Here is a 26140-nt window from a genome sequence, read left to right on the forward strand (position 1 = left end):
TTACGGATGCTAGCAATCGGATAAAGTTTGAAAGGAGAATTACTATGAAATTATTTCAATCTAGAAATAAAGATAAAGCTCAGGATACAATTGAGATTAATTATATCAAGGAAAAAAAAGATATTTCACCTATTGTATATGCTATTGATTATCTTAAGAAATGTAACGAAAACTTAACTACAGAAGAGTTAAATACTTCAGAACAGATTCGTAAAATTGAATTATCATTTAAAAAGGTTTTAAATGATAATTCCAGACTAAATGAAGAAATTGATAATAATTTTAATAATATCCTCTCTAAGATAAACACTGCTTCAGGAGGATTTGAAGAAGTTAAAAATGACATTATTAAATCTATTAATAGAGCAGAAACACAAGGAAATGATTTAAGAGAGAATGCTAACAGGGTATATGTAAGCTTTAATAAAATGGATAATGTTTTTCATATGCTACAAAATTCGGTTGATGAAATTAAGAAATGCACAAATGAAATTGTAGGCATTGCAAATCAAGCAAATATGTTATCACTTAACGCATCTATTGAGGCGGCAAGAGCTGGAGAAAATGGTAAGGGATTTTCTGTAGTTGCAGAAGAAGTAAGAAAGTTATCAGGTGAAATAAAAAATCTGGTTTCCTCCGTAAAAAACAGTGTTTCTGATGTAGAAGGTGGTACAGAAGAATTAAGCAAATCATTTAAATCTTCACAAAAAATTTTAGAAAAGGGTGCACAAAGTGTAGAGGATACCAATGAAATTTTTAAAGAAATAAAGAATACTGCAGCAAAACTAGATGATGTACATAAGGAAATTATTAATGCAATTAATGAGTCTTCTAATGGAATTCAACAAATCGATGATTACATATCAGCATCACAAAAATCATATCATGATATGACAATGCATATAGACATGATTAATAAATTTGATACTAGAAAAAGTGTCCTTTTTGAAAATATAGATAATATGACTGAACAATTGGAACCATTACTAAAGGAAGATTTATAATCAGTAAAATATACAATTTTATCGGGGATATGTATATTTAATGAACTAGCTTAAAAAGGTATTATATTTACATAAGATATATGACTTGAATATGAGCATAAAAAGAAAAAGAATTATTAATATGGAGGATTTAATATGAGTTATAATATGTATGTACCTACAAGAACTTTATTTGGAGCAGGAGAATTAAACAATTTGCATAATCAGCCAATGCCTGGTAAAAAAGCAATGATTGTTATTTCAAAAGGAAAATCAACAAGAGCAAACGGTTATCTTGATAGAACAGAAGAGCAGTTGAAATTAGCAGGAGTAGAATCAGTTGTGTTTGATAAAGTAGAAGCGAATCCGTTAAAATCAACAGTTATGGCAGGCGGTGACTTTGCAAAAGAAAATAATTGTGATTTTATTGTTGCTTTAGGTGGAGGAAGTTGTATAGATGCTTCTAAGGCAATTGCAATAATGGCAACAAATGATGGAGACTACTGGGATTATATATTCACAGGAACTGGGAAAGGAAAGCCAGTAGAAAATAAACCTCTTCCTATTGTAGCAATTACAACTACAGCTGGGACAGGTTCAGAGACAGATGCAGGAATGGTAATAACAAATGAGGAAACAAATGAAAAGACTGGTAATGGACATAATGATTTATTTCCAGTTTATGCAATAGTAGACTCTGAGCTTATGTTGACAGTTCCTCCTAAATTTACTGCTTATCAAGGGTTTGACGCATTATTTCACAGTATAGAAGGATATATTTGTAAAGCTGCTAACTTAATGAGTGATATGTATGCAATTACTGCTATTGAAAATGTTGCAAAGAATCTTGGAAAAGCAGTAAAAGATGGAAATGATATAGATGCACGTGAAAAGGTAGCTTTTGGAAGTACTCTTGGCGGGACAGTAATGTGCGTAGGGGCTGTTACAAGTCAACATACATTAGAGCATGCAATGTCAGCTTATCATCAAGAACTTCCACATGGTGCAGGTCTTATTATGCTTAGTAAAGCATATTTTACACATTTTATTGATAAGCATGTATGTGATGAAAGATTTATACAAATGGCAAAGACAATGGGAATGGAAAATGCGAAAGATCCAATGAACTTCATTACAATGTTAGTAAAATTGCAAGAAGAATGTGGAGTTGCAGATCTTAAAATGTCTGATTATGGAATAAGACCAGAAGAATTTGAGACAATGGCTAAGAATGCAAAGGATACAATGGGTATTTTATTTATGCTTGACAGAAGTGAATTGAGTATCGAAGATTGTGTTAAGATTTATCAGGAATCTTATAAATAAAGTCTAAATAAAATTCATAGAAATACATAAAAAGATATAAAGCTATAAAAATATGCATGATAAGTTTTAAGTTATTATCATGCATATTTTTACAGACAGAATTCAAAAATGATTTTATACTTATAATATTCATTACTAGCGAAAAGGAGTAAAGGAGTACTTATGGATAATATATTTAGAATCGCTTCAATACAAATGTGAATATTATCGTATAGCTAAAGAAGCTGGTACTACAAATATTCATGAATTAAATAATAATTGTGAAAAGGAGTTTGGAAAGCAACAACTCTATCAAGATGCTGTGATAGACGCTGAATAACTCATTGTTGTTTTAAATTCTATATAGAGATTCTTAATTGTAATATTTTATAAACATGAAGGTAATGCTTTAGGCAGAAGTGTAGGTAATTTTAAAAACTTGTCTGAAGTAAATAATATTGGATGGACTTGAAATAAGGTAAAAGGATATAAATTATGTATATAAAAATGTGTCAGGTTGGCTACATAGAGCGAAAGAAGATTGAAAATGATATAGGTTTTAGAATTTGGATGCATGAATAAATGATTTTTACGGGGGGGATTAGAAGATGGAGTACAGAATTTTGGGAAAAACAGGAATTAAAGTGAGTGCAATTGGCATTGGCGGTGAGGGATTTGAGAATAAAAGCTATGAAGATTGTAAAAAAAATATTGATTGTGCAATGAGTGAAGGTATTAATTTTTTTGATATATATAATTCAAATCCTGAAGTTAGAAGTAACGTTGGAAAAGCTTTAAGCAAATATTCTAGAAATAGTTTTGTTATTGAGGGACATCTATGTACAGTCTGGGATGAAGGACAATATCGACGTACTAGGAATATTAATGAAGTTATTAACGCATATGAAGATTTTTTAACTAGAATGCAATTAGAATATGTTGATGTTGGGATGATTCATTATGTGGATGATGAAAAAGATTTTGATAACATTTTTAATGGGGAAATAATTAGATATGCAAAAGGATTAAAAGAAAAAGGTATTGTTAAATCTTTAGGAATATCAACACATAATCCGGATATTGCTTTTAGAGCTGTTGAAACTGGATTAATCGATGTGATTTTATTTAGTATTAATGCTGCTTATGATATGCTGCCTGCTAGCGAAGATGTAAACATATTATTTGAAGAAGATACTTTTAAAAATATAACGTATGAAGGCATTGATCCAAAACGTGATAAACTATATCAAACTTGCGAAAATGCAGGTGTTGCTTTAACTGTTATGAAAGGGTATGCGGCTGGAATATTACTAAGTGACAAAGAATCACCTTTTGAAAAAGCATTGACTCCAGTACAATGTTTGCATTATTGCCTGACAAGACCAGCAGTTACATCTGTAATGGTTGGAGTATCTAATACAAGTCAAATACTTGGAGCAACCGCCTATGGATCTGCAAGTAATAAAGAAAAGGATTATAGTGAAGTTCTTGCTAATGCTCCACGAAGTTCATTTAAGGGACATTGTATGTATTGTGGACATTGTGCTCCATGCTCAAAAAAAATAGATATTGCATTAGTAAATAAATATCTGGATTTAGCATTAATTCAAGAAGAAGTCCCAGAAACGTTAAAAAATCATTATGACTTATTAGAACATCGTGCTAGTGAATGCATAGAATGTGGCGCATGTATAAAAAACTGCCCATTTGGTGTAGATATAATTAAAAAAATGAAACAAGCAAGCCAGCTATTTGGTAATTAACCTTAGATTTCTATTTTATTGTTACAGATGGGGATTCAGAGTATGAATCTCCTGATGGGGCAATAGAAGGATTGAAGGAGCATATAATTGGAAAAGTATTCAAGGAAAACGAAAATAAAGGAGAGATTTAAAATGGCAATTATAGATCTTTCAAAAGAGTATCATTAGAGGATGTTTCCAGGATATGAATCAAAGTTCTTAGAAACAGAACCAGAATTTATTGAGTTTTTTGACAACTTTGCATTTGATTAAGTTGCAAACAAATGACAGCATCAACTCAGGTCGAAGAGGGATGTATAAGTTTCAATTTCTATGAAGATACTGCACGACCTGATAATTTTGTTTTTATAGAGAAGTTTGAGGATGAGAATGCTAATAAGCATCACACACAAACTGCTCATTTTAACACATTTGTTGAGGGACTGTCTGAATTTTTACGTGAACCACTGCATGCAGAAGCATATAAAGCCACAAAGATTTGATTTACTTGAAGAAAGGTTGCCAGCAAGCCGGATGAGCTTGAAACCATGGCAACCGAGTTTCTGGATAAAGTTATGGGGTATCCGAAATTATGATGAAATGTCAATCTGTGTTTCGCATCAGTAGGACGTTAAAGATATGAGACACAAATATTATATCAGATTGCTGGTGTATTCTGTTTTGCCACTAAGTACATCTCCGTAAAAGTTTTGTTTCCAGTCAATATAATTAATAGAAGCATTTATCTCTTCAATTTGGGAAAGTAATGCTTCTTTTTTTATTTTCAACATTTCCTGACGAGATGGAATAGATGATTTCCCTTCCAGACAAAGTGCAAGATATTCTTTCATATCTGCAATGCTCATAGAACACTTCTTTAAACAGGTCAAATCTTTGATCCATGCTAAATCTCTGTCATCAAAAATGCGACGATTATTCTTATCACGTTTTACGTTTGGTACGAGACCGTCATTACAATAGAATTTTAATGCTTCATAGGTCAATCCGGTAGCTTCGCAAACCTGTTTCATCGTATACATATTTCATTCTCCTTTTTGTTTTGAAATTCAGATTTAAAAAATTTTTTAAAAACACTTGACCGGTTGTTACAACCGATTGATACAATCTAATCATAACAAAAAGAAAAAAGTTATGCAAGGAGGTTTCAAATGTTATTTTATTTTACAGGTACAGGTAATAGCCTTTATGTAGCAAAACATATCGACGACGAACCAATTAGCATCCCACAAATTATAAATAAGGAGAAATTAAGCTATAGAGATGAGAGTATAGGTATTGTGTCTCCTGTCTATGGGCATGAAGTCCCACCTATGGTAAAGGAATTTTTGAAAAAAAGTACATTTGACACAGAGTATTTTTATCTGATTCTGACTTATGGAAATCGTCATGGCGGCGCAGCAGAACTGGCTGATAATCTTTGTAAAGAATGTGGAATAACAGCAAGCTATATCAATATTATTATTATGGTAGATAACTGGCTTCCAAGTTTTGATATGAATGAGCAGCTTTTGCTTGATAAGAAGGTAGATGAACATATTGCTGAAATCGTGGAAGATATTAAAAACAAAAAGAAAATGATTTCTGAAGTAACAGATACTGATAGAGAAGCACATAAGCAATTTCTTGGAAATATGAGCAAAATGCCTGCTGATGCATGGCAGCATCTTTTAAAGGTAGGAGAAAAATGTGTAGGATGCGGTATCTGTGAGAAGGTTTGTCCATCCAGTTCGATCAAAATAGAGAATGGAAGAGCCGCTCATATACCAGGTAACTGTCAGACGTGTCTAGCTTGTGCACATGCATGTCCACAGAAAGCAATTGGAATTGTAATACCAGAAAAAAATCCTGATGCAAGATACCGAAACGAGCATATTGAACTGAATGAAATTATAGAAGCTAACAACCAAAATAAGTAAAAAAAGGAGGTTTCAATATGAATGAAGCAGCAAAGAAAAGAATGGACGAACTGTTTAAAGGAGCAGAAAGTACTTTGGCAGTAAGTGATCCAGAATGGATAGAAATTACTGCGAACTTTTCTCAGAATGAAGTAGTCAATACTGGAAGCCTAACAGAAAAAGAGCGAATGCTATGTATCCTTTCTGCATTGCTTGGATGTCAGGGGATGGGAGAATATCGGAATATGCTACATGCTGCATTAAATGCAGGGATTGACCCAGTAGCTATCCGTGAGGTTGTTTATCAGGCAACGGCATATTTGGGAATTGGCCGTATCTATGATTATGTGGTTGTTACAAGTGAAATCATGCAACAGCACGGCATCAAACTTCCATTGGAAGAACAAACTACCACAAATGCAGAAAGTCGTTTTGATGCAGGTCTGGCAAAGCAGGTGGAGTTGTTTGGTGAAGGAATGGCTGACAGACAGATCAACGGCCCGGTTTTAAGAAAAAATGTAAATCGCTGGCTGGCTGATAACTGTTTTGGCGATTATTACACCCGAACCGGACTTGATAATCAAGAGCGAGAGATGATTACCTTCTGCTATATTCTAGCACAGGGTGGCTGTGAGAATCAGCTGCGTGGTCATACAATGGGAAACTTTGGTGTTGGTAATGGTAAGGAAAAGCTGTATCAGGTTGTTGAACAATGTATGCCATACATCGGCTATCCACGTACATTGAATGCGATGAATATTATTGATGAAGTTACTGCAAAGGCAGAATAAGAAAGGATACACAATGAGTAAAATATTATTTATGAACACAAGTCCAGATAAAAATGGAAATACGTTTCAAATGGGAACAGATTATTTAAAAGGAATAAAGTATGATATTTTGCAAATGGCTGACTACAAAATCTATCAGTATGGGCAGGTATTTGAGGACGATCAGATAAAGGAGATGTTCATTCAAATTAAAACAGCAGACACTTTGGTGATTGGAAGTCCGGTATATTGGTACTCAGTCGGTGGACTTCTAAAAACTTTCTTTGACAGAATTTATATGCTGCCAGAAGCTAAAACACTTCGCGGAAAAAAACTTTATTTCTTTGCACAGGGAGGAGCACCGAGTCAGGAAGCAGTGGATACCATTGAATATCTGATTAAAAATGCGTGTAGAGTAACTGGAATGGAATTAAAAGGATTTGCTGTCGGAGTATCAGAACTTAATAATATGGAAAAACCAGAATAGGAGGAATTAATAATGAATGAATTTATATTTTCATACCCAGTAAAGGTATATTTTGGAGAAGGTGCTGCTAAGAAAGCGTTAGGAGCAGAACTTGGAAAAATAGGCAAAACAGTTATGCTTGCATATGGTGGAGGCTCTGTTAAGAAAAATGGAGTGTATGACGAATTGGTACAGCTTCTTACGGAGGCTGGAAAAGAGGTAGTTGAATTTTCTGGTATCATGCCAAATCCTACCTATGCAAAGGTACAGGAAGGTGCAAAACTTGTAAAGGAAAGAAATGTGGACTTTATCCTAGCAGTTGGAGGTGGCTCTGTTATAGACTGCTGTAAAGTGGTATCGGCGCAGGCAGCTTTAGAGGAAGATATCTGGGATATGGAATACAAGTCCAATAAGTTTCCAATAACTGGAATACCGATGGGAGCAGTGGTTACAGCATCTGGAACAGGAGCTGAGATGAATCAATGGGCAGTCATTACCTATGAGGATAAACTGTGGAAAGGTGCAATCATGGGAACCTATGCAAGCTTTGCAGTTCTTGATCCAGCATATACAGTATCACTACGAATGAAACAGGTGATTTCTGGTGCCTTTGATACGTTAAGTCACTGCATGGAAACTTATCTTGGTTCACCGAGAGATTTCAATACATCTGATGAAATTAATGAGGCAGTTATGAGAAGTACGATAAGAAATATCCGCAAGTTACTTATCGATGGGAAAGATATGGATGCCAGAAGTGAACTTATGTGGACATCGGCCATGGCAGAAAACGGAATCTTAAAGATTGGTAAAGTTACGGATTTCCAGGCACATCAGATTGAACACCAGCTAGCAGCATACACAGACTGTAATCACGGTCAGGGACTGGCAGCTATTCATTCAGCATTGTATCGTCACATGGCACCAGAAGGAACAAAGCAGTTTGCCCGCCTTGCAAGAGAAGTGTGGAATGTGGACGAGACAGATAAGAGCGAAGAAGAAATCGCACTGGCAGGTGTGGATGCACTAGAAGCATTTATAAAAGAAATTGGACTGCCAACCACACTTTCAGAAATGGGTATCACAGATGAAAAAATCTTGCGTTCTGTGGCAGACACCTGTAATTTAACAGCCGGATGCTGTAAAAAGTTTGAAAGGGACGAGGTTTTTGAAATTTTAAAGGAATGTAAGTAATATGAAAGCACGTAAGACCTTTATAATAGTTTTAGTAGTACTTTCAAAGAATTGCAGCCAGTAGCTACTGTAAAGGAAGGGCTTAGCATACGACCAGTATCACCAACTTAAGAAATTTATATAAAAATTAAATTAACTATATTTAAAACCTTGGATTTATGTACCTATAATTCCAAGGTTTCTTATTAAGCTCTCAAGTTGGATTAGTTACGATATTTATAAAAAGAAAGGACATGCTTATTGATAGGTACTATGGTGGATAATTTTCTTCCTGTTTTTGATATGAACGAGCAGAAAGTAATTGACAAAAAGGTTGACGAACAGATAAGTTTGTCTGAAAAGGGGTGCTAATGAGATGGTAAAAAAGCAATTAACTAAAAAAAAAGGAGTTTAGAATGGTAGCAATTTTAGCTTTGATCATAATAACAGTGTTTGGGTATTGGTATCTGATGCTAGGTAAAACCATAGATAATGTAACAAATGAGGTTGTCAAAGGAAATGAAGGAACAAAGTCCCTTGTTGTGTATTTTACAAGAGCAGGTGTTATTGAAACAGATACAGATATTGATGCAATAACATCAGCAAGTTTAAATAGAAATAGAGGAAATACAGAAATAGCTGCAAAAATGATACAGAAAGAAACTGGAGCGGATATGTATCAGATTTATACAGATCGTTATTATAGGACAAGTTTTATGGGAACTGCGGCAACAGCATGGATTGAGAAGACACTGAATCTTAGACCGAAGCTGGCAAACAAGCTGGATAGTCTAGATGATTATGATGTAATCTATGTTGGTTATCCAATTTGGTGGTTTAATGCTCCAATGGCAATAGGAACTTTCTTAGAAAGCTATGATCTGAGGGGAAAGACGATCGTACCATTTTGCACAAGTCAGGACAATAATATAGATATCAGTATGGAATATATCAACAATATTTGCAAGGATGCAACAGTACTAAAAGGTCTTACAGTAAACCAAGTGAAAGAAGAAAAGATCAAACAGTGGCTTAATGAAATTGGTCTGTTGGAGAATAAATAGAACAGTAAATACCGAGGATTACAAGCCTCGGTATTTTGTTAGTCCAGCATAGGCATATGCTAATCGGTTAAAATCTTAGTGTATGTTAGTAGTAAAAACTAAAATCACAAAATTTGGTGCAGTAAAAATTGTTCTATGAATTAAGTGCTATTTGTTATTTGTTATGGAGTTTTCGCGAAAAAATCTGTAAAATATATAACTTTATCTGTAATATGTATATTTAGTGAAATTATTTTCTCGACTATAATTATTCTATGCTAAGTTCTAGTATTCAAGATTACATAACATAAAGGCTATAGCTTTAGAGTTTTGAAGAAATATTAATATTAGGGGGGATTAACTTTTATAGTGGGATAGTTGATTTTTGAGATGTTATGTAATGAATAATTCAATTTAAAAATGGAGGAAACAATATATGATAGAGAACAAACAAATTGTTTTGCGCGCATTAGTTGGTGTAATGACATTTTCTCGGATTCATGACAATATTGCACAGTTTGGTGGTGATCCAAATAACGTTACGGTATTTGGAGAGTCAGGTGGAGGTGCAAAGGTACTTGCACTTATGACGACTCCATACGCAAAGGGACTTTTCCAGAAAGGAATTGTTGAGAGCGGTGCCACAGAAACAATGGGAGTTAGCTTTACTTCAAAAGAAGCAAGTAAAAGGGTGACACAACTTACACTTCAAAACTTTGGAATTACTGGGGATCAGATAGAAAAACTTCAGACTATTCCATATGAACAACTAACAGAAGCATCTGACAAAGCACTTCAGCAGGCAGCAGAAGAACTTCATATTCCGGCAGCACTTGGAGGAGGATATTTATTATCATGGGAACCGGTAGTAGATGGAGACTATATGCCTACAAGTCCGGTTACAGATAAAGAATTTGCGGAAGCTGGTAAGGATATACCGCTTTTGATTGGATCAAACATAACAGAGTGGACAGCTATGTCACAAGTCTTCAATATGGAGAAAGCACAGTCAGATAATCCAAATACATGGACTGAAGCAGAAATTGACCAGCATCTAAAGGAAGCTTATGGAGATAAGGCGGATGAAGTTGTACAAGCATTTCTTCAAGCATACCCTGATAAAAAGAAGGCAGATGCAGTATATGTTGATTCAACTACAATCAGACTGCCGATGTTAAAGATTATGTCTCACAAGGCAGATGAACAGGGCGCACCTGTTTATTCATATCTTTTCAGCTGGGAATCTCCGGTTATGAATGGTGTTTTCACTGCATACCACACATCCGAGATACCATTTGTATTTGATAATATAGATAAAGCGGATACAATAATTGGTGGAGGTCAAGATGCAAAGATTCTTGAAGACCGCATGAGTCAGGCATGGATTAATTTTGCAAAGACTGGTAACCCAAGTACCGACAATTTACCTAAGTGGTAAGCTTATGATCGTAAAAGTGGTGCGACAATGATTTTTGATAACAAGGTAAGGCTCGCGTATAATCATGATAAGAATTTGCTATCACTACTTGCACCAAATTATAAATATTAACATTTTGTTAAAAAGCCATTTCTAAAACCTTGCTATCATAACCTATATAACAGGGTTTTAGAGATGCTGGTTAAAGTTTGATTTGTACGTTTTCTTGACATAATACTACATATTAGAAGAATGAGAAATAAATTAAGTTAAAAGTCCACGATGCTTCGTGGATTTTTTAAAATTCGAGTTACAACCTTTAGGTTTACACTGAAGAACTTATTGAAACTTCTGTTAATTCTTAAATTTACTTATAATAAAAATGTAAAGAGAGAACTAGTGAAGAGACAATAAAATAGTTAATGTTACCAGTGTGAGAAACATGATTTTAGAATAAGAAAAAGAGAAATTAATAAAAAAGGGGAAAAGAAATTAATGAAAAAGAGAAAAATAACAGCGTTACTGTTAACAGGTGTAATAAGTGTAGTATTATTAGCTGGATGTGGAAATGCTGCGAATAATACTAAAACAAAAGACGATACTGATTCAAAAGTTTTGTCTATTGCAGAGCAGGGAATCTTCTCAGCAGGAGGAACTACAGTGACTTCTAATGGTACATTTAATCCAGAGAATCAGTGGGAGGAAAGTGGAGCAGGACAGACTTCTCATGTAGATCACGCGAATGTACTCTACCAAATTCCAGAAAAAAATACAGAACTTCCAATGGTGTTTCTACATGGTTATGGACAGTCGCGTATGGGCTGGATGACAACGCCAGATGGCAGGGAAGGCTGGTCTGAGATGTTCCTGAAAAAAGGACACGGTGTATTCCTAGTGGATGAACCGAGACGTGGAGAGGCTGGTATGACTTCTGTAAGTGGTAATATCAGTACGAAGACATTAGATCAACGCTGGTATACCCAGTTTAGAATCGGACGCTGGGAAAACGGAAAATCTGTTGTCAATGAAGGATCTCAGTTTCCAAATGATGATACATCCGTAGATCAGTTCTTTAGGCAGATGACACCGGATACAGGTATGAAATCAGATATGGGAGCAGACTTTGATAATAAGACAGTGGCAAAGGCATTAGCCGCAACAATTGATGAGGTATATAAAAGAACAGGAAAAAATTCAATTTTGGTAACACATTCTCAAGGTGGTGGTCCAGGATGGACAGCAGCAGGATACACAGATCACATTGCAGCAATCGTTGCAATCGAGCCAGGCGGAGCACCAGCTGCTGGTTCAGAGGATTATAAGGCAGTTACAGACAAGAATATACCAGTGACATTTTATTTTGGTGATTATATCGATAATGGGGATCCGTCAATTCAAGCAACAAAGATGTGGCAGGGAATGCGTCAGACTTGCTATGATTTTGCGGCTGCTTATACCGCTCAGGGTGGAAAATGTACGGTAGTAGATCTTCCTAAGGAAGGTATTACAGGAAATGATCATTTTATGTTCGAGGATTTAAATAATGGTGAGATAGCTGATCATATTGAAAAGTGGATTCAAGAGAATGTTAAATAAATTTTGAAAATAAATGGGGCTTTTGCAAAATAGTTGATTTAACTATGAAGCAAAGGCTCTATTTTTATACCTTAAAATGAAAATGCGGATTTCGAAGACCTTTTCCAATTATAATGCGTTGAGTTGTTGTTAGATGTTTACAATCATAATACTTGTTAAACATAAATGCCTCCAATAATCTTAGAGGAATTCACTTTCAAATAAATTGTATCCATTGAATGAAAATCTAAAAAAGCATTGACATGGAGTAAACTCAAAGGTTTATGATAATAATATAAGTTACTATGCGGTAGGAAGAAAGACAGTGAAAAAAACAGTATATATGATGAGACATGGACAAACGTTATTTAATGTTAGAAGGAAAGTTCAAGGCTGGTGTGATTCTCCACTTACAGAACTCGGAGTTAAACAAGCAGAGGCTGCTTCAATATATTTCAAAGAGCACAATATTATTTTTGATCATGCATATAGTTCAACAGCTGAAAGAGCTTGTGATACGTTAGAAATTGTAACTGATATTCCTTATACAAGATTAAAAGGTTTAAAGGAATGGAATTTTGGAACTTTTGAAGGTGAAAGTGAAGATTTAAATCCATCACTTCCTTATGGTAACTTCTTTGCGAGTTATGGTGGAGAAGAAGAGAAAGCATTTCAAAAAAGAGTTGCTGATACTTGTGAAAAAATAATGGAAGAAGATAATGAAGTTGTTTTAATAGTATCTCATGGAGCAGCTTGTAGACAATTTATGAGATATTGGCAGCATACAAGCATACAAGCCCTGTTGATCAAAAAGAAAGACTTGGGAATTGTTGTATTTTAAAATTTGAATATGAAAATAAAGAATTTAAATTAATTGAGATTATAAATCATAATTTTAATTGTTAAAATATTTAAAAGAGTTAGTAAACCAATAGTTAAGGATAATAAAAAGAATAACATAATTGTTAGTTTGGAACCTACAGGGAGGGGGAAAATGTGTATAGACGTTTAAAAAACTTATTTGCCATTAATGGATATAGTCTGTTTATTATTTGCATGCTGCTAGTAGGTATTGGAATTTCTATTACCCAGCCCTATTTGTCACTTTATTGTACTGAGGAACTAGGAATGAGTGCAGGAGCTTTTGGGATTTTTATGGCGATTACATCATTGAGTGGAGTGGTAGTAAATTCATTTATTGCTAAACGATCAGATAGTGAGATGGATCGAAAATGGATTATTATTTCAGCTATGATATCATCTGCTTTGGGATATGCTTCGTATTTAGTTTTTCATAACTTCTTTATTCTACTAATTGTTGTTAGTATTTTTACAGGATTAGGTGCGGCAGCCATGCCACAGATTTATGCTTATGCTCAGGAATCAGCAAATGCAAGTAAATCTGATGATAAAACCTTTGCTATGTCAGCCTTACGTTCTTTAGTATCTCTAGGATTTCTAATAGGACCGCTAGGAGGGACGGTGATTTTAGGATATTTGGGATACAAGGGACTCTTTTTGGGGACATTCATGATTTTTATTATAATTTCATTTATTGTATTCTTTTTTTTAGAAAGTAGAAAAGTAGTTAAGAGTAATAATACTCACAAGAAAAAAAGTACAGAAGTTACTTCACTAAAAAGCAGGCAGATAATGCTGCCATTTATAGCTTTTATATTACTGTTTGCAGTCAATGCTGTTAATGGAATTAATACCCCATTATTTATTATAAATGAGCTTCATGGAACCCATGCAGATGTTGGATTAGTGGTAAGTATTTCTGCTGGTTTGGAAATTCCAATTATGATTGTGCTGGGGGCCCTTAGTAAAAAAATATCTAATCATGCTTTGATGATTTACGGCTGTTTTATTTCTATTATTTATTATGTGATTTTAAGTGTATCTACAAATTCATGGCAGCTAATAGCAGCACAGCTTTTGCAGGCAACAACTGTAGCTATTATCATGGGAAATGGTTTAAGTTATTTCACGGATCTTATGCCTAATTCACCAGGAATGTCTACAACTATATACTCAAATGGGTCAACTATTGGAAGGCTAGTAGGAAATTTAGGCGGCGGTATCATTGCTCAGTTTGCAGGATTTCGTCATGTTTATTGGGTATGCCTTGTAATTATTGTTTTCTCGTTCCTTATATTATGGAAAACAAGACCTAATAAGAAGTTAGAAAAAGCTATAGAACTAGATTAATTTTTATAAAATTAAAAACCATGCATATAAATTGTTTATGCATGGTTTTTTCAGAAAGTTTGTTTCCTCTATCTTACTAAGCCTGTTAAATATTCAACTGTTTGTGGATCATAATGTGAGAAGAATAAGCTTTCGCCTTTATCTAAAGCAGCAATCAAATCCATATCCTCTTTTGTTAATTCAAAATCAAATACGTCAATATTTTGTATCATTCTTTCCTTGCTAACCGATTTAGGAAGCACTGATACTCCTCTTTGAATAAGATATCTTAAAGCAACTTGTGCAATTGACTTACTATATTTATCTCCAATTTCTTTTAATATTTCATTGCTAAATAGGTTGTTTTTCCCTTCGGCAAAAGGTGCCCAAGCTTGAATCTGAACGCCATACTTTTTCATTACTTCCTGAGCCTTTACTTGTTGATTAAATACATGTGTTTCAACCTGATTTACTGCTGGAACAACTTCATTGAACTTAGTTAAGTCGATTAATCTGTCTGGATAAAAGTTACTTACACCTATTGCTTTAAGTTTTCCTTCTTTATATAGTTTTTCCATTGCACGATAAGTTCCATAATAATCATTAAATGGCTGATGGATTAATAATAAATCTAAATAATCCAATTGAAGTTTTTTTAATGATTCTTCGATAGATTTCTTTGCATTTTCATATCCAGCATTAGCAATCCATACCTTTGTAGTGATGAATAATTCTTCTCTTGGAACACCACATTTTTTAACAGCGTTACCTACAGCTTCTTCATTACCGTAAGCCTGTGCTGTATCGATTAGACGATAACCTACCTCTATTGCATCTAGTACACATCTTTCACATTCTTTTTGATCTGGAATTTGGAATACTCCATATCCCAAAATCGGCATTTTGGCACCATTGTTTAATTCTACATATTTCATACTAATTTCTCCTTTATTCTAATTTTTTCTGCTCTTCGCAATTTAACTTAAGCAGAACTATCTTTACACAATTGAATTAGCTGTGCTAAAATTAGTGTATCCCATTCGAGTAACTCGAAGTCAAGAATTTTATAAAAATTATTTTTAAAATATATTTCATCTTTGACGATAGAAGCGAGGTAATAATGTATACAGTAAAAGAGATTTCAAAACTCCTTAATATGACGGAACATACGGTGAGGTATTATACAGATATAGGACTCGTACCTACTTTAAAACGTGATAAGAATGGAAACAGGCTTTTTGATGAAGAGTCTAAGAATTGGCTGATTGGAATAAAGAATCTTAGGGGGTCTGGTATGTCCGTAAAAGCTGTTAAGGACTATGTAGACCTGTGCTTGCAGGGAGAATCCACTATAGAAATAAGATATGAAATTATTATGGAGCAAAAGAAGCAACTAGAGGAACAATTGAAGGAAATGAATGAAAGATACCAATATATTGAGCATAAAGAAAAATGGTACCTTGATATCATGAATCATCGTATACCTGATAACAGTAATCCAGGGACATGGAGTATTTCTAGTCCGGAATCACAAGAGAAGAAGTGTATATCTTCGGTTTCGGTCGGGCATGAAGCTTCGTAAAAAATTATCACTCCTTTTCGCTAGAATGGTGCTTTACCTATAACTGTCATTTCGATACAAAATGTAAACTTAGTATAACATAAAATCCCATTGGAAGTAATGCCACACATTTTGAGGACTATATGCTTTAATAAGATTGGGCTATATCAAAACAAGTTTTATACTAGCCGTCAAAAAAGGGGCTGTCGTATTAACGATAGCTTATTTTTGTATTTAGAATACCACCATTTACGGGTGACATGACTTGCTTTTATAAAAGATCTTTTATACGTGATACTTTTTAATTTAAATAAATGATTACCAGTACCCCCAGCTTGTATTTTACTATGTAGTTTGCTTATATTATGTGCCATAGCAAGAAGTATGCTTTCTGTTAATATGTTATTTGAATTTACACATAAATCTTCAAAAATTTATATCTTGTTTTCATTTGGTCAAAAGAGTGTTCTACTTTTAACTTTTTATTATTTTTGCCTATGTAAAATTCTTCTTGTACATTGTAATCTATATTTTTTATATTTGCTTGTTTTTGATATTTCATAATCGTATCGTTTATGGTATAAAATAAATATTATGATTATAAGTTTTATTCTTTTCTCATAGTTTTCTCACAAATTTCTCACAATTTTTCCTTAAGATTACATATGATAGAAAAGTCATTATTAAGAAAAGGAGATGAAATATTATGAGTGAACAGAACAAATTGAGCAGAAGGCAGTTTTTGGGAGGTATGGCAGTCGGCTTGGTTGCTGCAGGTCTTTCAGGCTGTGGTGTCAACGTAAGATCAAATTCAGGTGGAAGTCAAAATAATACTTCAAGTACCGCATCTTCATCATCTTCATCTACTTCATCGGCAGTAGACAAAGATTCCCTACTTGCAATTTCAGGAACAGATCCTGCGGCTTTAATCGAAAAAGGTTTCAGTGAACTTGGAGGAATTGGACAATTTATAAAAAGTGGAAATACTGTTGTTATCAAAGCTAATTTTAGCGTGCCGCGTAAACCAGAGGAAGCAGCAACAACCAATCCAGATTTGGTAGCGGCTGTGGTGAAACAATGCCTGTCAGCTGGAGCAAAAGCAGTTAATGTGGTGGATTTTCCATTTTCTGGTCCAACCTGTTTAGTTACAAGTGGCATTAAAGATGCTGTAGAAAAAGCTGGAGGAAAGGCTTATAACATCAATGCGCAAAATAATTTTCAATCGGTGGATATGGGTGGCGATAACTTAAAGAGTGTTTTGTTCTCCAAGGATGTATTAAACGCTGATGTTTTTATTAATATGCCTATTCTCAAAAATCACATGATGGCCAAGGTGACCATGAGCATGAAAAACATGATGGGGTTAGTTTGGGATCGTGGGTATTTTCATAGCACAGATCTTGCTTCGTGTATTGCTGAGTTGTCACGTTATCGCAAAGCGGATCTCATTATTATGGATGCTATCAAAGGCATCATTGATCATGGCCCTACAGGTCCTGGAACAATAAAAGAGTGGAACCAAGTGGTTTTTGGTTTTGATCCTGTTGCAGTGGATGCTTATGGAGCAAATCTTTTCGGCGTAGATCCAAACGATATTACTTATATAGTTAAGGCATCACAGTTAGGTGTTGGAAATATGGACTTATCAAAAATCACTGTAAAAAAATTAAACGCATAAAACTAGTCTTTAATTAAAACTATAAAAATTTGAAGAGGTGAAAAGATGTTAGGAGATATAAGTATTACTAAACTTATACTGATTCTAGTTGTCGCATTGGTCATTTTTGGGCCAGGTAAGTTACCGGAAATCGGGAAATCATTAGGTAAGAGCATCGGAGAATTTAAAGACGCATTGAATAAAACAGAAGCTTCAATAAAAAAAGAAATTAATGACAAAGATGATCAAAGTAAGCCATAAAATGGTGGTTCAGTATGAAGAATGAGGAAGCAAATACAACTCTGTTTGGGCATCTGAATGATCTGCGTCGTGTTCTAATCATTTCTTGTGTTGCCATCATAATTGGTGTATTGATTTGTTACTTCTTATTAAGAGATCCTCTAATGAATCTTGCATTTGATCCAATCCGAAGATTAGGGAAAGATCCCGTTATAATGGGTGTTACCGAAGGGTTTATGATACAGTTGCAACTAGCCCTTGTAGCAGGGATTATCCTTGCAAGCCCAATTGTGTTGTGGCAAATAATTACATTTGCACTTCCGGCTTTGTATAAGCATGAAAAAAAAGCGTTTTTCATTTATGTTTTCTTTTCAATTATACTTTTTGCAGTGGGAATCGTATTTGCATATCTGTATGTTCTACAGGTTGGATTAAGCACGTTTTTGCTTAGTTATACTGAAGGACTTTCGGTCATGATCTCGGCCAGCAGATATCTTTCGTTTTTGGAAAACTTGCTATTGCCATTTGGACTCATTTTTCAAATCCCACTTGTCACATGCTTTTTGAGTCAGATTGGACTGCTTACTCCGAAAAAGCTACGACGTCAAAGGCGATATGCCGTTTTGATTATTTTAACTATTGCCATGTTTTTTACGCCGCCGGACGTTTTGTCGCAAATTATGCTTTCGGTTCCAATGCTTGCTTTGTATGAGGTCAGCATTTTGTTTTCCATGGCAGTCATAAAACGAAAAAAAGCAAAGCAGCTTGCAGAATATGAGCTAGCAAAACAAATATATCCGTTAGAATAAGAGGTGTTACTTATGAAATATAAGTTATTGAGCTACTCAAGATATGCCCTGCAAATCTTGTCGCTATCTACTTTCATTTTTCTTTTTACTTATCTAGTTTATCCGTTGGACGAGTCAGCTTATGTCCTAGAATGGTTTTCACATTTTGATCCTTGGATGTTGCTTGGTCAGTTACGATTTGAATACGTATTCCCTGCATGGGCATGGTTACCAATACTAATCATTGTTGCTACGCTTTTAGTAGGCAGATTTTTTTGTGGCTGGTTATGTCCGTTTGGCGCCTTCATGACGTTTGCAGATATATTGGGTAATCTTATATTTAAGCATATAGCCCTAAAAAAATGGGCGAAGTTTCGACAAAACATTATAATAAAGCTACTGCCAATAAGATATTTATGGTTATGCTTACTATTGATTCCATTTATTTTGGAATTCAATTTTGCATCTTCACTAACTCCTTTTGCTTTATTCAGCCATGAAATTGTGAGAATATTCTTAGGTACTGTTCCATGGATATTGATTTTTATTTTTATTGTTACTGTTTTTTTGGGAAGGATATGGTGTACTATATTCTGTCCAACAGGTGTATTATTCTCATTGCTCTCAAAACTACGTTTGTTTAAATATCAGACAAATGGCAATTGTATCCACTGTAATAAGTGTATGAACCAATGCCCAGCAGGAGCCGCACCAAATGAGAAAGGTGTTGTTGGAGAAGGATGCCTAATTTGTGGAAAATGTGCATCTACTTGCCCTACAAAAACAATAAGTTTTAGGATAAATAATTTCTCATCTAATGAAGAAAGTAAAAAAAACAAAATTATAAATCGAGATAATACTAGTAATAAAAATCAATTTACTCGTCGACAATTTCTAAAATTTGCAGGTGTGTTTATTGTTGGTATAGTGGTATCGATCTGGGGTAAGGCTAGTCGTATTTATAAAAAAGTATTGAGACCACCTGGTGCGCTTCCTGAGTCTGAGTTCAAAGCTGTTTGCAATCGTTGTGGTCGATGTGTAGAAGTGTGCCCGAACAATGCGTTAAAGCTTATGCCACTTTCTGATGGTATTGATGTATTCGAAACACCTTATATCATCGCACGTCAAGCAAATTGTAGTTTATGTTTAGCTTGTCAGGAAGTCTGTCCTACCGGAGCAATTGCAAAGGTACCAGTAGAAAATGTCAACATGGGAAAGGCAACTATCGATAAGTCTCGCTGTCTGGCTTGGAGCCAGGGCAAAGATTGCTTTATTTGTGGCGAGCAATGTTTGCGTGTGGCAATTAATCTTGAAGGGGAAAACAAGCCAGTAGTTCAGACAGATATTTGTGTGGGTTGTGGAACTTGCGAACGAAACTGTCCTGTCGAGGGCATAGCAGCAATACAGGTTACACCGAGATAAAAGAACACATCAACATCTAGAGGTTAATGGCAGTCTTGAGCATAATCGTATAAGCATTGTTCTCACTTGTGTTACGACGATGTGGCATTTCTGGTACTATTTACTAAAGTTCAATGAAATGGTATATTTACACATGGAATGGAGGGATTATGTTGGCAAAATTGCTAATTGTTGATGATGATATACATCTTCGAAAATTGATACTAACATATGCTGAATTGGATGGTTTCCAGTGCGAAGAGGTTGAAACTGGAGAAAAAGCAATTGAAAAAGTAAAGGAAAACCAGTTTGATATCGCTGTACTGGATGTTATGATGCCAGGGCTCGACGGTTTTGAAGCTCTTGCAGAAATACGAAAAGAGAGTCAAATTCCGGTTATTATGCTTACATCTAGAAGTGAGGAGTATGACAAGCTACTTGGATTTAACCTTGGGGCAGATGATTATGTACCAAAGCCATTTAGTCCAAAGGAACTGATAGCTCGTATCAGAGCTGTACTCAAGCGTAGCGGGAGTAAATCAAGTGATAATCTCTTATTTGAAGATCTTTGCATCTCTCCTGGATCGAGAACAGTGACAGCGGGTGAAAAAGTATTTAATTTACCACCGAAAGAGTTTGATCTATTATTGTATCTTGCACAAAATGAACATCTTGTTCTTAGTAGGGAACAGATATTAAATAGGGTATGGGGATATGATTACTATGGTGACGCTCGTACGTTAGATACACACATTAGATCTCTCAGGGAACATTTAGGCACTTACCGAAAAGTCGTTCAAACCGTATGGGGGGTGGGTTATAAATTTGAATATGAGTAAAATATGTACGAGATCGCCATTTCGCTCCAAAATTGTCGTGCGCTTGTGGCTGATTATGATGCTTTTGGTCGTATTTAGTGTTGCTTTCATGTGGGTTGTGCATATTTTTCTATTCGAGCAGAACTATGTGAATTCTACTGTCTCTGAGGTACAGAGCCGTCTGAAACCTATTATGGAAGAGTTGAAAACTAAAGATCTTGCCTATAATGAGCAATTAATACTTTCATTAAGCAAGACTACCAATGGAAAGATGATGGTAATTGACGGAGATGGAAAGTTGATTGCTCTTTACAGTGTAGGGCATAAATTGGATACACAGTCAATGGAATCTATGTCTGGATTTATACAGTATTTAAAAACGAGCGAAGAATATCAGCAGGTTTTGCAGGGAAAATCGTACAATAAAATTATCCGGAATCATTCTGAACCAATAGCGCTGGAAATAGGCATCCCTGTTATGTATAGCAATAGTCAGGCTTTAGTTGTTTTATATCAGACAATGGATCAGTTGCATACTGTACTTCAGATTAATCGCAATCAGCTTGTGATGCTGAGTATAATTCTAACACTTGTCGCAGCCCTGGTGGCGGCATTGTTATCACGGCATTTTGTAAAGCCTATACACATGATTAAGTGTACTGTGGATAGGCTTACTAAAGGAGAGCTAACTGCAACGCCTGGGATTTCCTTAAATGATGAACTAGGTCAATTATCTAATTCGGTAGAGGCGCTTGGTCAGGCCCTTCAACGTGTGGACGTTCTTCGGAAAGAAGTCATCGCCAATGTATCGCATGAGCTACGCTCACCTCTGGCCTTAATCAGGGGCTATGCCGAAATGGTGCGTGATATAAACTGGAAAGATGATGAAAAACGGAATGAAGATTTAAACCTGATTATTCAGGAATCGGGTCGAATGAGTGAGATGGTCAGTGATATTATGGATTACTCTCAGCTTCAAGCCGGATATATCAAGCTAAAAAAAGATTTGTATAATCTTTATGAAATTGTAGAGTCTGAGATTAGTCAATGTGAACAGAGCGCTGCTGAATATAGAATTACAATATGTTTGAAATCCATAAGGAACGATATTTCAGCTAATATAGATGCGCTGAAAATCAGTCAGGTAATGCGTAATCTGCTGAATAATGCAATTAATCATACTGTGGACGGAGGAACAATTTCCGTAGTTATTGAGGAGTCAAATAGCGCAATACGAGTGTCTGTTACAAATCCGGGAAAACCAATACCGGAAGAAGACCGCGAAATCATTTGGGAAAGATATCAGCGTAGTCAACATCACGGCGGACGAAAGAAAGGAACTGGCATTGGTCTTTCCATCGTCAGTACATTCTTAAAAGCTCACGATATGCTTTATGGCGTGAGTTGCAAGGATGGGTTGACTACTTTTTGGTTCGAGTATGCAAGCAATAAAAAAACATAGCCATGTCCTATTATATTGGAAAATCGTGCAGGGAAAACCATTATTCCATTCAATAGCTATGGAGTAAGTGTTTTCTCAAGAACGATAAGCACCATAGAAGAAATGCAACCGGAAACCAATGTAACTGAAGATTGTTATTCAGTTACACATAATGAAGTGGAGAACAGTAAGGATGAAGTAATAGTATGGCTAGAAAATTTAAAGTAAAATTTTAATAAAAAGGAGATTTTATGAAAAAGACAAAGTTATTAAATATAGTAATGGTTATGGTAACTTGTGCCAGCCTATTGATAGGCTGCAGAAATTCCACAGCAAATCAGACAATATCATCTAACACAGAACTCGTGGGTACAGCAGCGTCAGAGAGTGCTACTGAAACAAAAAGTGCATCTAAGCAGACAGACGGGGTTGTAAAAACAACAGCAGGCCTTGTACAAGGAACAGATAATGATGGTATTTATACTTATCTTGGAGTTCCTTATGCAGAAGCAAAAGAGCGATTTGTCCCTGCAGATGAAGTTAAACCTTGGGATGGCGTTCGTAAGGCAGACGCTTTTGGTGCAATGTCACCACAGGGTGCCATTCTTGGAATGTCAGCAAATAATAATGAGATTGGGACAGATAATAATTGTCAGAATCTGAATATTTGGACTCCTGGAACAGGCGACGGTAAGAAACGCCCAGTTATGGTTTGGCTGCATGGCGGTGGCTTCTCTACAGGAACAGCCAATAATGCTATGAATGATGGAAAGAATCTAAGCCAAAGTGGAGATGCTGTGGTTGTATCTGTAAATCATCGTTTGAACGTATATGGGCATTTGGATCTGTCTGCTTATGGTGAGAAGTATAAGTATTCTGGAAATGTTGGACTTACAGACATTGTTGCAGCATTAAAATGGATTCAGGATAATATTGAAGCATTTGGCGGTGATCCACGTAATGTTACAGTTTTCGGCCAGTCGGGTGGTGGTGCGAAAGTACTTTCTCTGATGACCAGCCCATATGCTAAGGGATTTTTCCAAAAAGGAATCGTAGAAAGTGGAGCAACAGAAACCATGGGTGTTACGTTCTCCACAAAGGAAGAAAGTAAAACATTAACAGAGCATATATTAAAAAATCTTGATATTACACCTGACAACATTGAAAAACTCCAGAATGTTTCTAACAGTGATTTGCAGGAAGCTTCTACAAAAGCATTGCAGGATACGGCCAATACATATAAAATTCCTGCTGCTTTTACCAATGATTATGCCATGGAATGGGGACCAGTTATAGATGAAGATTATATGCCTACCAATCCTGTAACAAAAGACGGCTTTGCTGATGCAGGAAAGGATATCCCTCTTCTTATTGGAAGTAATTTGAATGAGTGGACAACTATGGTACCATCCAGTGCCCACACTAATATGACAGAGGAAGAAAAAAACGCATTTGCACAGGCTTATCCTAATGAGAATGCATCCGGAGCACAAAATGTAGATACATTTATCCGTTTGCCGATGTTAAAGATTATGTCACATAAGGCAGATCAAGGCGGAGCACCTGTCTATGCATATGTATTTACGTGGGAAGATGCTACGCGTGGATCAAGTCATGGTGCAGAAATTCCATTTGTATTTGATAATGTAAGTGGTGATGCCAATACACAGAAACTGGCTAAAACAGTTAGTCAGGCATGGATTAATTTTGCAAAAACAGGAACACCAAGTGCAGAGGACTTACCAAAATGGGAAGCATATGATCGTAAAAATGGAGCAACTATGATTCTTGATACAGAATCTGAGTTGGTGCATAATCATGATAAAAGACTTATGGAACTATTGGAACCAGATTATATTTACTAAAGTGCTTAATTCTAGCATCTAATGATTCTAAAAAACATAGCGTAAAAAACTAATATTTGATCCTTATTAATGCCAGGTTGAAAATTAAAGTCAAAATGCTTAAATTTTTTTGATGTGGAAAAGCTCCAACCTTAATTATAGATTTAATCATATTTGATTCTTTATAATGAATCTCGTGAGCTGTGAGCTTAATAAGGGCATCAACAAAAGATAGCTTATTTTTTGTGGTAAAATCAATAACTTCATTCAAATGAGCTATCATTTTCAAATATTCTAAATTATTTATAAGTTGTGTATATGTACTATTCATTTTGATATACGTCTCCTATCATTTTCAAATTATTTCTGGCCATCATATGAATTTTTATTAAATGTTAAGGCACTAATTTTAATATAATGTTCAGAATGATAATTTAACTTCTGATTTTGTATTCTATGAATAGCAACTAAATTTGTATTATGATACAAAAGAATAAAAATAAATCAAGTTAAAAATCCACGGTGCAGATGCTTCGTGGATTTTTTGCTAAACAGAGTTGCAACCTTTGGGTTTTTACTGAAGAACTTATTGAAACTTCTGGTAAGTCTCAAATTTATCTATAATAAGAATATAAAAAAACTAGTAAGAAAGTAGAATGGTTAACTTTTTCGGAAATGTTTAAAGGTAAGAAAAGATAAGCGAACAATAATTATTTTACTATTGAATGTTTGAGTATATCTATAACAGGCTGTACTTATAATGGCAAGATAGATACATTGAATTCAAATAGTGATACAGGTAAGAGCCTAAATGAAGGAGATGATCTAATGAATAACGATAAAGTAAGCAAAGTTAGAGGTTATGCCCATATCAGTACTAATGATACCATCATTAATGTCATAACTCATCCTGCATTCCAGGGGTTCGGTCAATTTATACTACCGTTGGAATGTGGATATGATGAGAATATGGAGCTGAGTAGTGTCGGATCTCTTTTGCCGTATCATAGCCATGTAATTCCTGACCAAGTTGTGAATACCATCAATCATATGATTGACGAAGTTCAGAAAGGTAAAACTATATTTTACGATTTTTATACTCAACAACAAAAGAATGAGGATTATCAAAAGAAAAATACTGGTCTGTTTTTCTTTAAAGGAAAGCAAGGAGCACCTTTTGTCATTGTATGCCCTGGCGGTGGTTATTCTTACGTTGGATCTGTACAGGAAGGTTTTCCACACGCCATAGAGCTGAGCAAAAAAGGGTACAATGCATTCGTTCTGCGATACCGTGTGGGAGGTGAGCAAAGGGCGTGCGAAGATTTGGCGACAGCTATACCTTATATTTTTGAGAATGCAGATATGCTAGGAGTCAGCAAGATAGATTACTCTGTATGGGGAAGCTCAGCTGGTGCACGGATGGCAGCAAATATTGGATCCTATGGAGCTATCAGCTTTAAATGCAGTGATGTTCCTAAACCAAGTATTGTTGTTATGGCATATACCGGACATCAACGCTTTACTAAAAATGATCCACCGACATTTGTCACATCTAGTGAAGACGATCCTATTGCTAGTGTATACAATGTTGAAAGGCGTGTGAATGCCATGAGATCTGTCGGAATAGATGTGGAATATCGAAAATATAAGAATGCAAGTCATGGTTTTGGACTTGGAATTGGTACAGATGCGGCAGGGTGGATTGAATACGCAATTCAGTTTTGGGAAAAGCATATGAACAGAACTAACGACTAATCTTTGAATGTGTACTAGAAAACTTAATATGAAGTTAAATATAATCACGATAGCG

26 protein-coding genes are annotated in these 26140 nt (G+C 35.2%); 23 read left to right on the forward strand and 3 right to left on the reverse strand.

What is annotated here, in order from left to right; all coding sequences use genetic code 11:
* Nucleotides 1-44 precede the first annotated feature (44 nt).
* The 4 genes from CDLVIII_RS04665 (at nucleotide 45) to CDLVIII_RS04680 (ending at nucleotide 4533) form a co-directional block, all read left to right on the forward strand.
* Entirely contained in the window at nucleotides 45-1004 is a 960-nt protein-coding gene (locus CDLVIII_RS04665; RefSeq protein WP_009168277.1) for a methyl-accepting chemotaxis protein, read from the forward strand.
* A 135-nt stretch (nucleotides 1005-1139) separates the two neighbouring features.
* The gene (locus CDLVIII_RS04670) at nucleotides 1140-2309 is read left to right on the forward strand and encodes an iron-containing alcohol dehydrogenase (protein ID WP_009168278.1); all 1170 of its coding nucleotides are present in this window, start codon (nucleotides 1140-1142) and stop codon (nucleotides 2307-2309) included.
* 587 nt (nucleotides 2310-2896) lie between these two features.
* Nucleotides 2897-4051 carry an aldo/keto reductase gene (locus CDLVIII_RS04675; RefSeq protein ID WP_009168279.1) on the forward strand — a complete coding sequence of 385 codons (1155 nt, stop codon included), beginning with the start codon at nucleotides 2897-2899 and terminating at the stop codon, nucleotides 4049-4051.
* 263 nt (nucleotides 4052-4314) lie between these two features.
* Nucleotides 4315-4533 (forward strand): antibiotic biosynthesis monooxygenase, encoded by a 219-nt coding sequence (locus CDLVIII_RS04680; protein WP_009168280.1) that lies wholly within the window; start codon nucleotides 4315-4317, stop codon nucleotides 4531-4533.
* 150 nt (nucleotides 4534-4683) lie between these two features.
* Here CDLVIII_RS04680 and CDLVIII_RS04685 read toward each other — a convergent pair whose 3' ends face one another.
* Entirely contained in the window at nucleotides 4684-5070 is a 387-nt protein-coding gene (locus CDLVIII_RS04685) for a MerR family transcriptional regulator (protein ID WP_009168281.1), read from the reverse strand.
* 129 nt (nucleotides 5071-5199) lie between these two features.
* On the opposite strand from CDLVIII_RS04685, the gene CDLVIII_RS04690 reads away from it, so the two are divergent.
* From CDLVIII_RS04690 to CDLVIII_RS04730, 9 genes are all read left to right on the forward strand, one after another.
* On the forward strand, nucleotides 5200-5967 hold the full coding sequence (locus CDLVIII_RS04690) for an EFR1 family ferrodoxin (protein WP_009168282.1): 768 nt from the start codon (nucleotides 5200-5202) through the stop codon (nucleotides 5965-5967).
* 17 nt (nucleotides 5968-5984) lie between these two features.
* Complete coding sequence (locus tag CDLVIII_RS04695) at nucleotides 5985-6737, forward strand: carboxymuconolactone decarboxylase family protein (protein ID WP_009168283.1); 753 nt, start codon at nucleotides 5985-5987, stop codon at nucleotides 6735-6737.
* Nucleotides 6738-6750: 13 nt separating this feature from the next.
* Nucleotides 6751-7203, forward strand: a complete 453-nt coding sequence (locus CDLVIII_RS04700) for a flavodoxin family protein (RefSeq protein WP_009168284.1) — start codon at nucleotides 6751-6753, stop codon at nucleotides 7201-7203.
* A gap of 12 nt (nucleotides 7204-7215) precedes the next feature.
* Nucleotides 7216-8376: an iron-containing alcohol dehydrogenase gene (locus CDLVIII_RS04705; protein ID WP_009168285.1), complete on the forward strand. Its 1161-nt coding sequence runs from the start codon at nucleotides 7216-7218 to the stop codon at nucleotides 8374-8376.
* A 395-nt stretch (nucleotides 8377-8771) separates the two neighbouring features.
* Nucleotides 8772-9419, forward strand: coding sequence for a flavodoxin (locus CDLVIII_RS04710; protein WP_009168286.1), 648 nt, complete (start codon nucleotides 8772-8774; stop codon nucleotides 9417-9419).
* A 415-nt stretch (nucleotides 9420-9834) separates the two neighbouring features.
* The gene (locus CDLVIII_RS04715; protein ID WP_242835821.1) at nucleotides 9835-10836 is read left to right on the forward strand and encodes a carboxylesterase family protein; all 1002 of its coding nucleotides are present in this window, start codon (nucleotides 9835-9837) and stop codon (nucleotides 10834-10836) included.
* 474 nt (nucleotides 10837-11310) lie between these two features.
* Nucleotides 11311-12411: an alpha/beta fold hydrolase gene (locus tag CDLVIII_RS04720; RefSeq protein ID WP_009168287.1), complete on the forward strand. Its 1101-nt coding sequence runs from the start codon at nucleotides 11311-11313 to the stop codon at nucleotides 12409-12411.
* Nucleotides 12412-12715: 304 nt separating this feature from the next.
* Nucleotides 12716-13231 carry a histidine phosphatase family protein gene (locus CDLVIII_RS04725; RefSeq protein WP_009168288.1) on the forward strand — a complete coding sequence of 172 codons (516 nt, stop codon included), beginning with the start codon at nucleotides 12716-12718 and terminating at the stop codon, nucleotides 13229-13231.
* A 155-nt stretch (nucleotides 13232-13386) separates the two neighbouring features.
* Nucleotides 13387-14601 (forward strand): sugar efflux transporter, encoded by a 1215-nt coding sequence (locus CDLVIII_RS04730; protein ID WP_009168289.1) that lies wholly within the window; start codon nucleotides 13387-13389, stop codon nucleotides 14599-14601.
* A 68-nt stretch (nucleotides 14602-14669) separates the two neighbouring features.
* Here the strand turns inward: CDLVIII_RS04730 and CDLVIII_RS04735 are convergent, their stop codons facing one another.
* Nucleotides 14670-15515, reverse strand: coding sequence for an aldo/keto reductase (locus CDLVIII_RS04735; RefSeq protein WP_009168290.1), 846 nt, complete (start codon nucleotides 15513-15515; stop codon nucleotides 14670-14672).
* 185 nt (nucleotides 15516-15700) lie between these two features.
* Between CDLVIII_RS04735 and CDLVIII_RS04740 the strand changes: the two genes are divergently transcribed.
* The 9 genes from CDLVIII_RS04740 (at nucleotide 15701) to CDLVIII_RS04780 (ending at nucleotide 24351) form a co-directional block, all read left to right on the forward strand.
* Nucleotides 15701-16162, forward strand: a complete 462-nt coding sequence (locus CDLVIII_RS04740) for a MerR family transcriptional regulator (RefSeq protein WP_009168291.1) — start codon at nucleotides 15701-15703, stop codon at nucleotides 16160-16162.
* A gap of 685 nt (nucleotides 16163-16847) precedes the next feature.
* Entirely contained in the window at nucleotides 16848-17819 is a 972-nt protein-coding gene (locus tag CDLVIII_RS04745; protein ID WP_009168292.1) for a DUF362 domain-containing protein, read from the forward strand.
* A 45-nt stretch (nucleotides 17820-17864) separates the two neighbouring features.
* Nucleotides 17865-18059 carry a twin-arginine translocase TatA/TatE family subunit gene (locus CDLVIII_RS04750; protein ID WP_009168293.1) on the forward strand — a complete coding sequence of 65 codons (195 nt, stop codon included), beginning with the start codon at nucleotides 17865-17867 and terminating at the stop codon, nucleotides 18057-18059.
* Between the two features lie 14 nt (nucleotides 18060-18073).
* Complete coding sequence (gene tatC, locus CDLVIII_RS04755; protein ID WP_009168294.1) at nucleotides 18074-18847, forward strand: twin-arginine translocase subunit TatC; 774 nt, start codon at nucleotides 18074-18076, stop codon at nucleotides 18845-18847.
* Between the two features lie 12 nt (nucleotides 18848-18859).
* Nucleotides 18860-20248: a 4Fe-4S binding protein gene (locus CDLVIII_RS04760; protein ID WP_009168295.1), complete on the forward strand. Its 1389-nt coding sequence runs from the start codon at nucleotides 18860-18862 to the stop codon at nucleotides 20246-20248.
* Between the two features lie 149 nt (nucleotides 20249-20397).
* On the forward strand, nucleotides 20398-21066 hold the full coding sequence (locus tag CDLVIII_RS04765; RefSeq protein ID WP_009168296.1) for a response regulator transcription factor: 669 nt from the start codon (nucleotides 20398-20400) through the stop codon (nucleotides 21064-21066).
* Nucleotides 21059-22507 (forward strand): histidine kinase dimerization/phospho-acceptor domain-containing protein, encoded by a 1449-nt coding sequence (locus tag CDLVIII_RS04770; protein WP_035302063.1) that lies wholly within the window; start codon nucleotides 21059-21061, stop codon nucleotides 22505-22507. Before CDLVIII_RS04765 ends, CDLVIII_RS04770 begins: the two co-directional genes overlap by 8 nt.
* 15 nt (nucleotides 22508-22522) lie before the next feature.
* Nucleotides 22523-22714, forward strand: a complete 192-nt coding sequence (locus CDLVIII_RS31055) for a hypothetical protein (protein WP_035301659.1) — start codon at nucleotides 22523-22525, stop codon at nucleotides 22712-22714.
* Between the two features lie 23 nt (nucleotides 22715-22737).
* Entirely contained in the window at nucleotides 22738-24351 is a 1614-nt protein-coding gene (locus CDLVIII_RS04780; protein WP_009168298.1) for a carboxylesterase family protein, read from the forward strand.
* Nucleotides 24352-24400: 49 nt separating this feature from the next.
* On the opposite strand, the gene CDLVIII_RS04785 is transcribed toward CDLVIII_RS04780, so the two are convergent.
* Nucleotides 24401-24661, reverse strand: coding sequence for a hypothetical protein (locus tag CDLVIII_RS04785; RefSeq protein ID WP_009168299.1), 261 nt, complete (start codon nucleotides 24659-24661; stop codon nucleotides 24401-24403).
* Between the two features lie 497 nt (nucleotides 24662-25158).
* Between CDLVIII_RS04785 and CDLVIII_RS04790 the strand changes: the two genes are divergently transcribed.
* Nucleotides 25159-26085 (forward strand): alpha/beta hydrolase, encoded by a 927-nt coding sequence (locus CDLVIII_RS04790; RefSeq protein WP_186005546.1) that lies wholly within the window; start codon nucleotides 25159-25161, stop codon nucleotides 26083-26085.
* Nucleotides 26086-26140: the final 55 nt, after the last annotated feature.

The sequence above is a fragment of the Clostridium sp. DL-VIII genome, assembly GCF_000230835.1.
Classification (GTDB): domain Bacteria; phylum Bacillota; class Clostridia; order Clostridiales; family Clostridiaceae; genus Clostridium.

Bases quoted from the DNA above. Each gene is read 5' to 3' on its own strand.
- CDLVIII_RS04785 (WP_009168299.1), bottom strand. From the start codon at position 24,661: ATGAATAGTACATATACACAACTTATAAATAATTTAGAATATTTGAAA.
- CDLVIII_RS04735 (WP_009168290.1), bottom strand. From the start codon at position 15,515: ATGAAATATGTAGAATTAAACAATGGTGCCAAAATGCCGATTTTGGGA.
- CDLVIII_RS04760 (WP_009168295.1), top strand. From the start codon at position 18,860: ATGAAATATAAGTTATTGAGCTACTCAAGATATGCCCTGCAAATCTTG.
- CDLVIII_RS04700 (WP_009168284.1), top strand. From the start codon at position 6,751: ATGAGTAAAATATTATTTATGAACACAAGTCCAGATAAAAATGGAAAT.
- CDLVIII_RS04715 (WP_242835821.1), top strand. From the start codon at position 9,835: ATGATAGAGAACAAACAAATTGTTTTGCGCGCATTAGTTGGTGTAATG.
- CDLVIII_RS04780 (WP_009168298.1), top strand. From the start codon at position 22,738: ATGAAAAAGACAAAGTTATTAAATATAGTAATGGTTATGGTAACTTGT.
- CDLVIII_RS04675 (WP_009168279.1), top strand. From the start codon at position 2,897: ATGGAGTACAGAATTTTGGGAAAAACAGGAATTAAAGTGAGTGCAATT.
- CDLVIII_RS04720 (WP_009168287.1), top strand. From the start codon at position 11,311: ATGAAAAAGAGAAAAATAACAGCGTTACTGTTAACAGGTGTAATAAGT.
- CDLVIII_RS04740 (WP_009168291.1), top strand. From the start codon at position 15,701: ATGTATACAGTAAAAGAGATTTCAAAACTCCTTAATATGACGGAACAT.
- tatC (WP_009168294.1), top strand. From the start codon at position 18,074: ATGAAGAATGAGGAAGCAAATACAACTCTGTTTGGGCATCTGAATGAT.
- CDLVIII_RS04690 (WP_009168282.1), top strand. From the start codon at position 5,200: ATGTTATTTTATTTTACAGGTACAGGTAATAGCCTTTATGTAGCAAAA.
- CDLVIII_RS04670 (WP_009168278.1), top strand. From the start codon at position 1,140: ATGAGTTATAATATGTATGTACCTACAAGAACTTTATTTGGAGCAGGA.
- CDLVIII_RS04745 (WP_009168292.1), top strand. From the start codon at position 16,848: ATGAGTGAACAGAACAAATTGAGCAGAAGGCAGTTTTTGGGAGGTATG.
- CDLVIII_RS04710 (WP_009168286.1), top strand. From the start codon at position 8,772: ATGGTAGCAATTTTAGCTTTGATCATAATAACAGTGTTTGGGTATTGG.
- CDLVIII_RS04695 (WP_009168283.1), top strand. From the start codon at position 5,985: ATGAATGAAGCAGCAAAGAAAAGAATGGACGAACTGTTTAAAGGAGCA.
- CDLVIII_RS04770 (WP_035302063.1), top strand. From the start codon at position 21,059: ATGAGTAAAATATGTACGAGATCGCCATTTCGCTCCAAAATTGTCGTG.
- CDLVIII_RS04665 (WP_009168277.1), top strand. From the start codon at position 45: ATGAAATTATTTCAATCTAGAAATAAAGATAAAGCTCAGGATACAATT.
- CDLVIII_RS04705 (WP_009168285.1), top strand. From the start codon at position 7,216: ATGAATGAATTTATATTTTCATACCCAGTAAAGGTATATTTTGGAGAA.
- CDLVIII_RS04685 (WP_009168281.1), bottom strand. From the start codon at position 5,070: ATGTATACGATGAAACAGGTTTGCGAAGCTACCGGATTGACCTATGAA.
- CDLVIII_RS04750 (WP_009168293.1), top strand. From the start codon at position 17,865: ATGTTAGGAGATATAAGTATTACTAAACTTATACTGATTCTAGTTGTC.
- CDLVIII_RS04790 (WP_186005546.1), top strand. From the start codon at position 25,159: ATGAATAACGATAAAGTAAGCAAAGTTAGAGGTTATGCCCATATCAGT.
- CDLVIII_RS04765 (WP_009168296.1), top strand. From the start codon at position 20,398: ATGTTGGCAAAATTGCTAATTGTTGATGATGATATACATCTTCGAAAA.
- CDLVIII_RS04680 (WP_009168280.1), top strand. From the start codon at position 4,315: ATGACAGCATCAACTCAGGTCGAAGAGGGATGTATAAGTTTCAATTTC.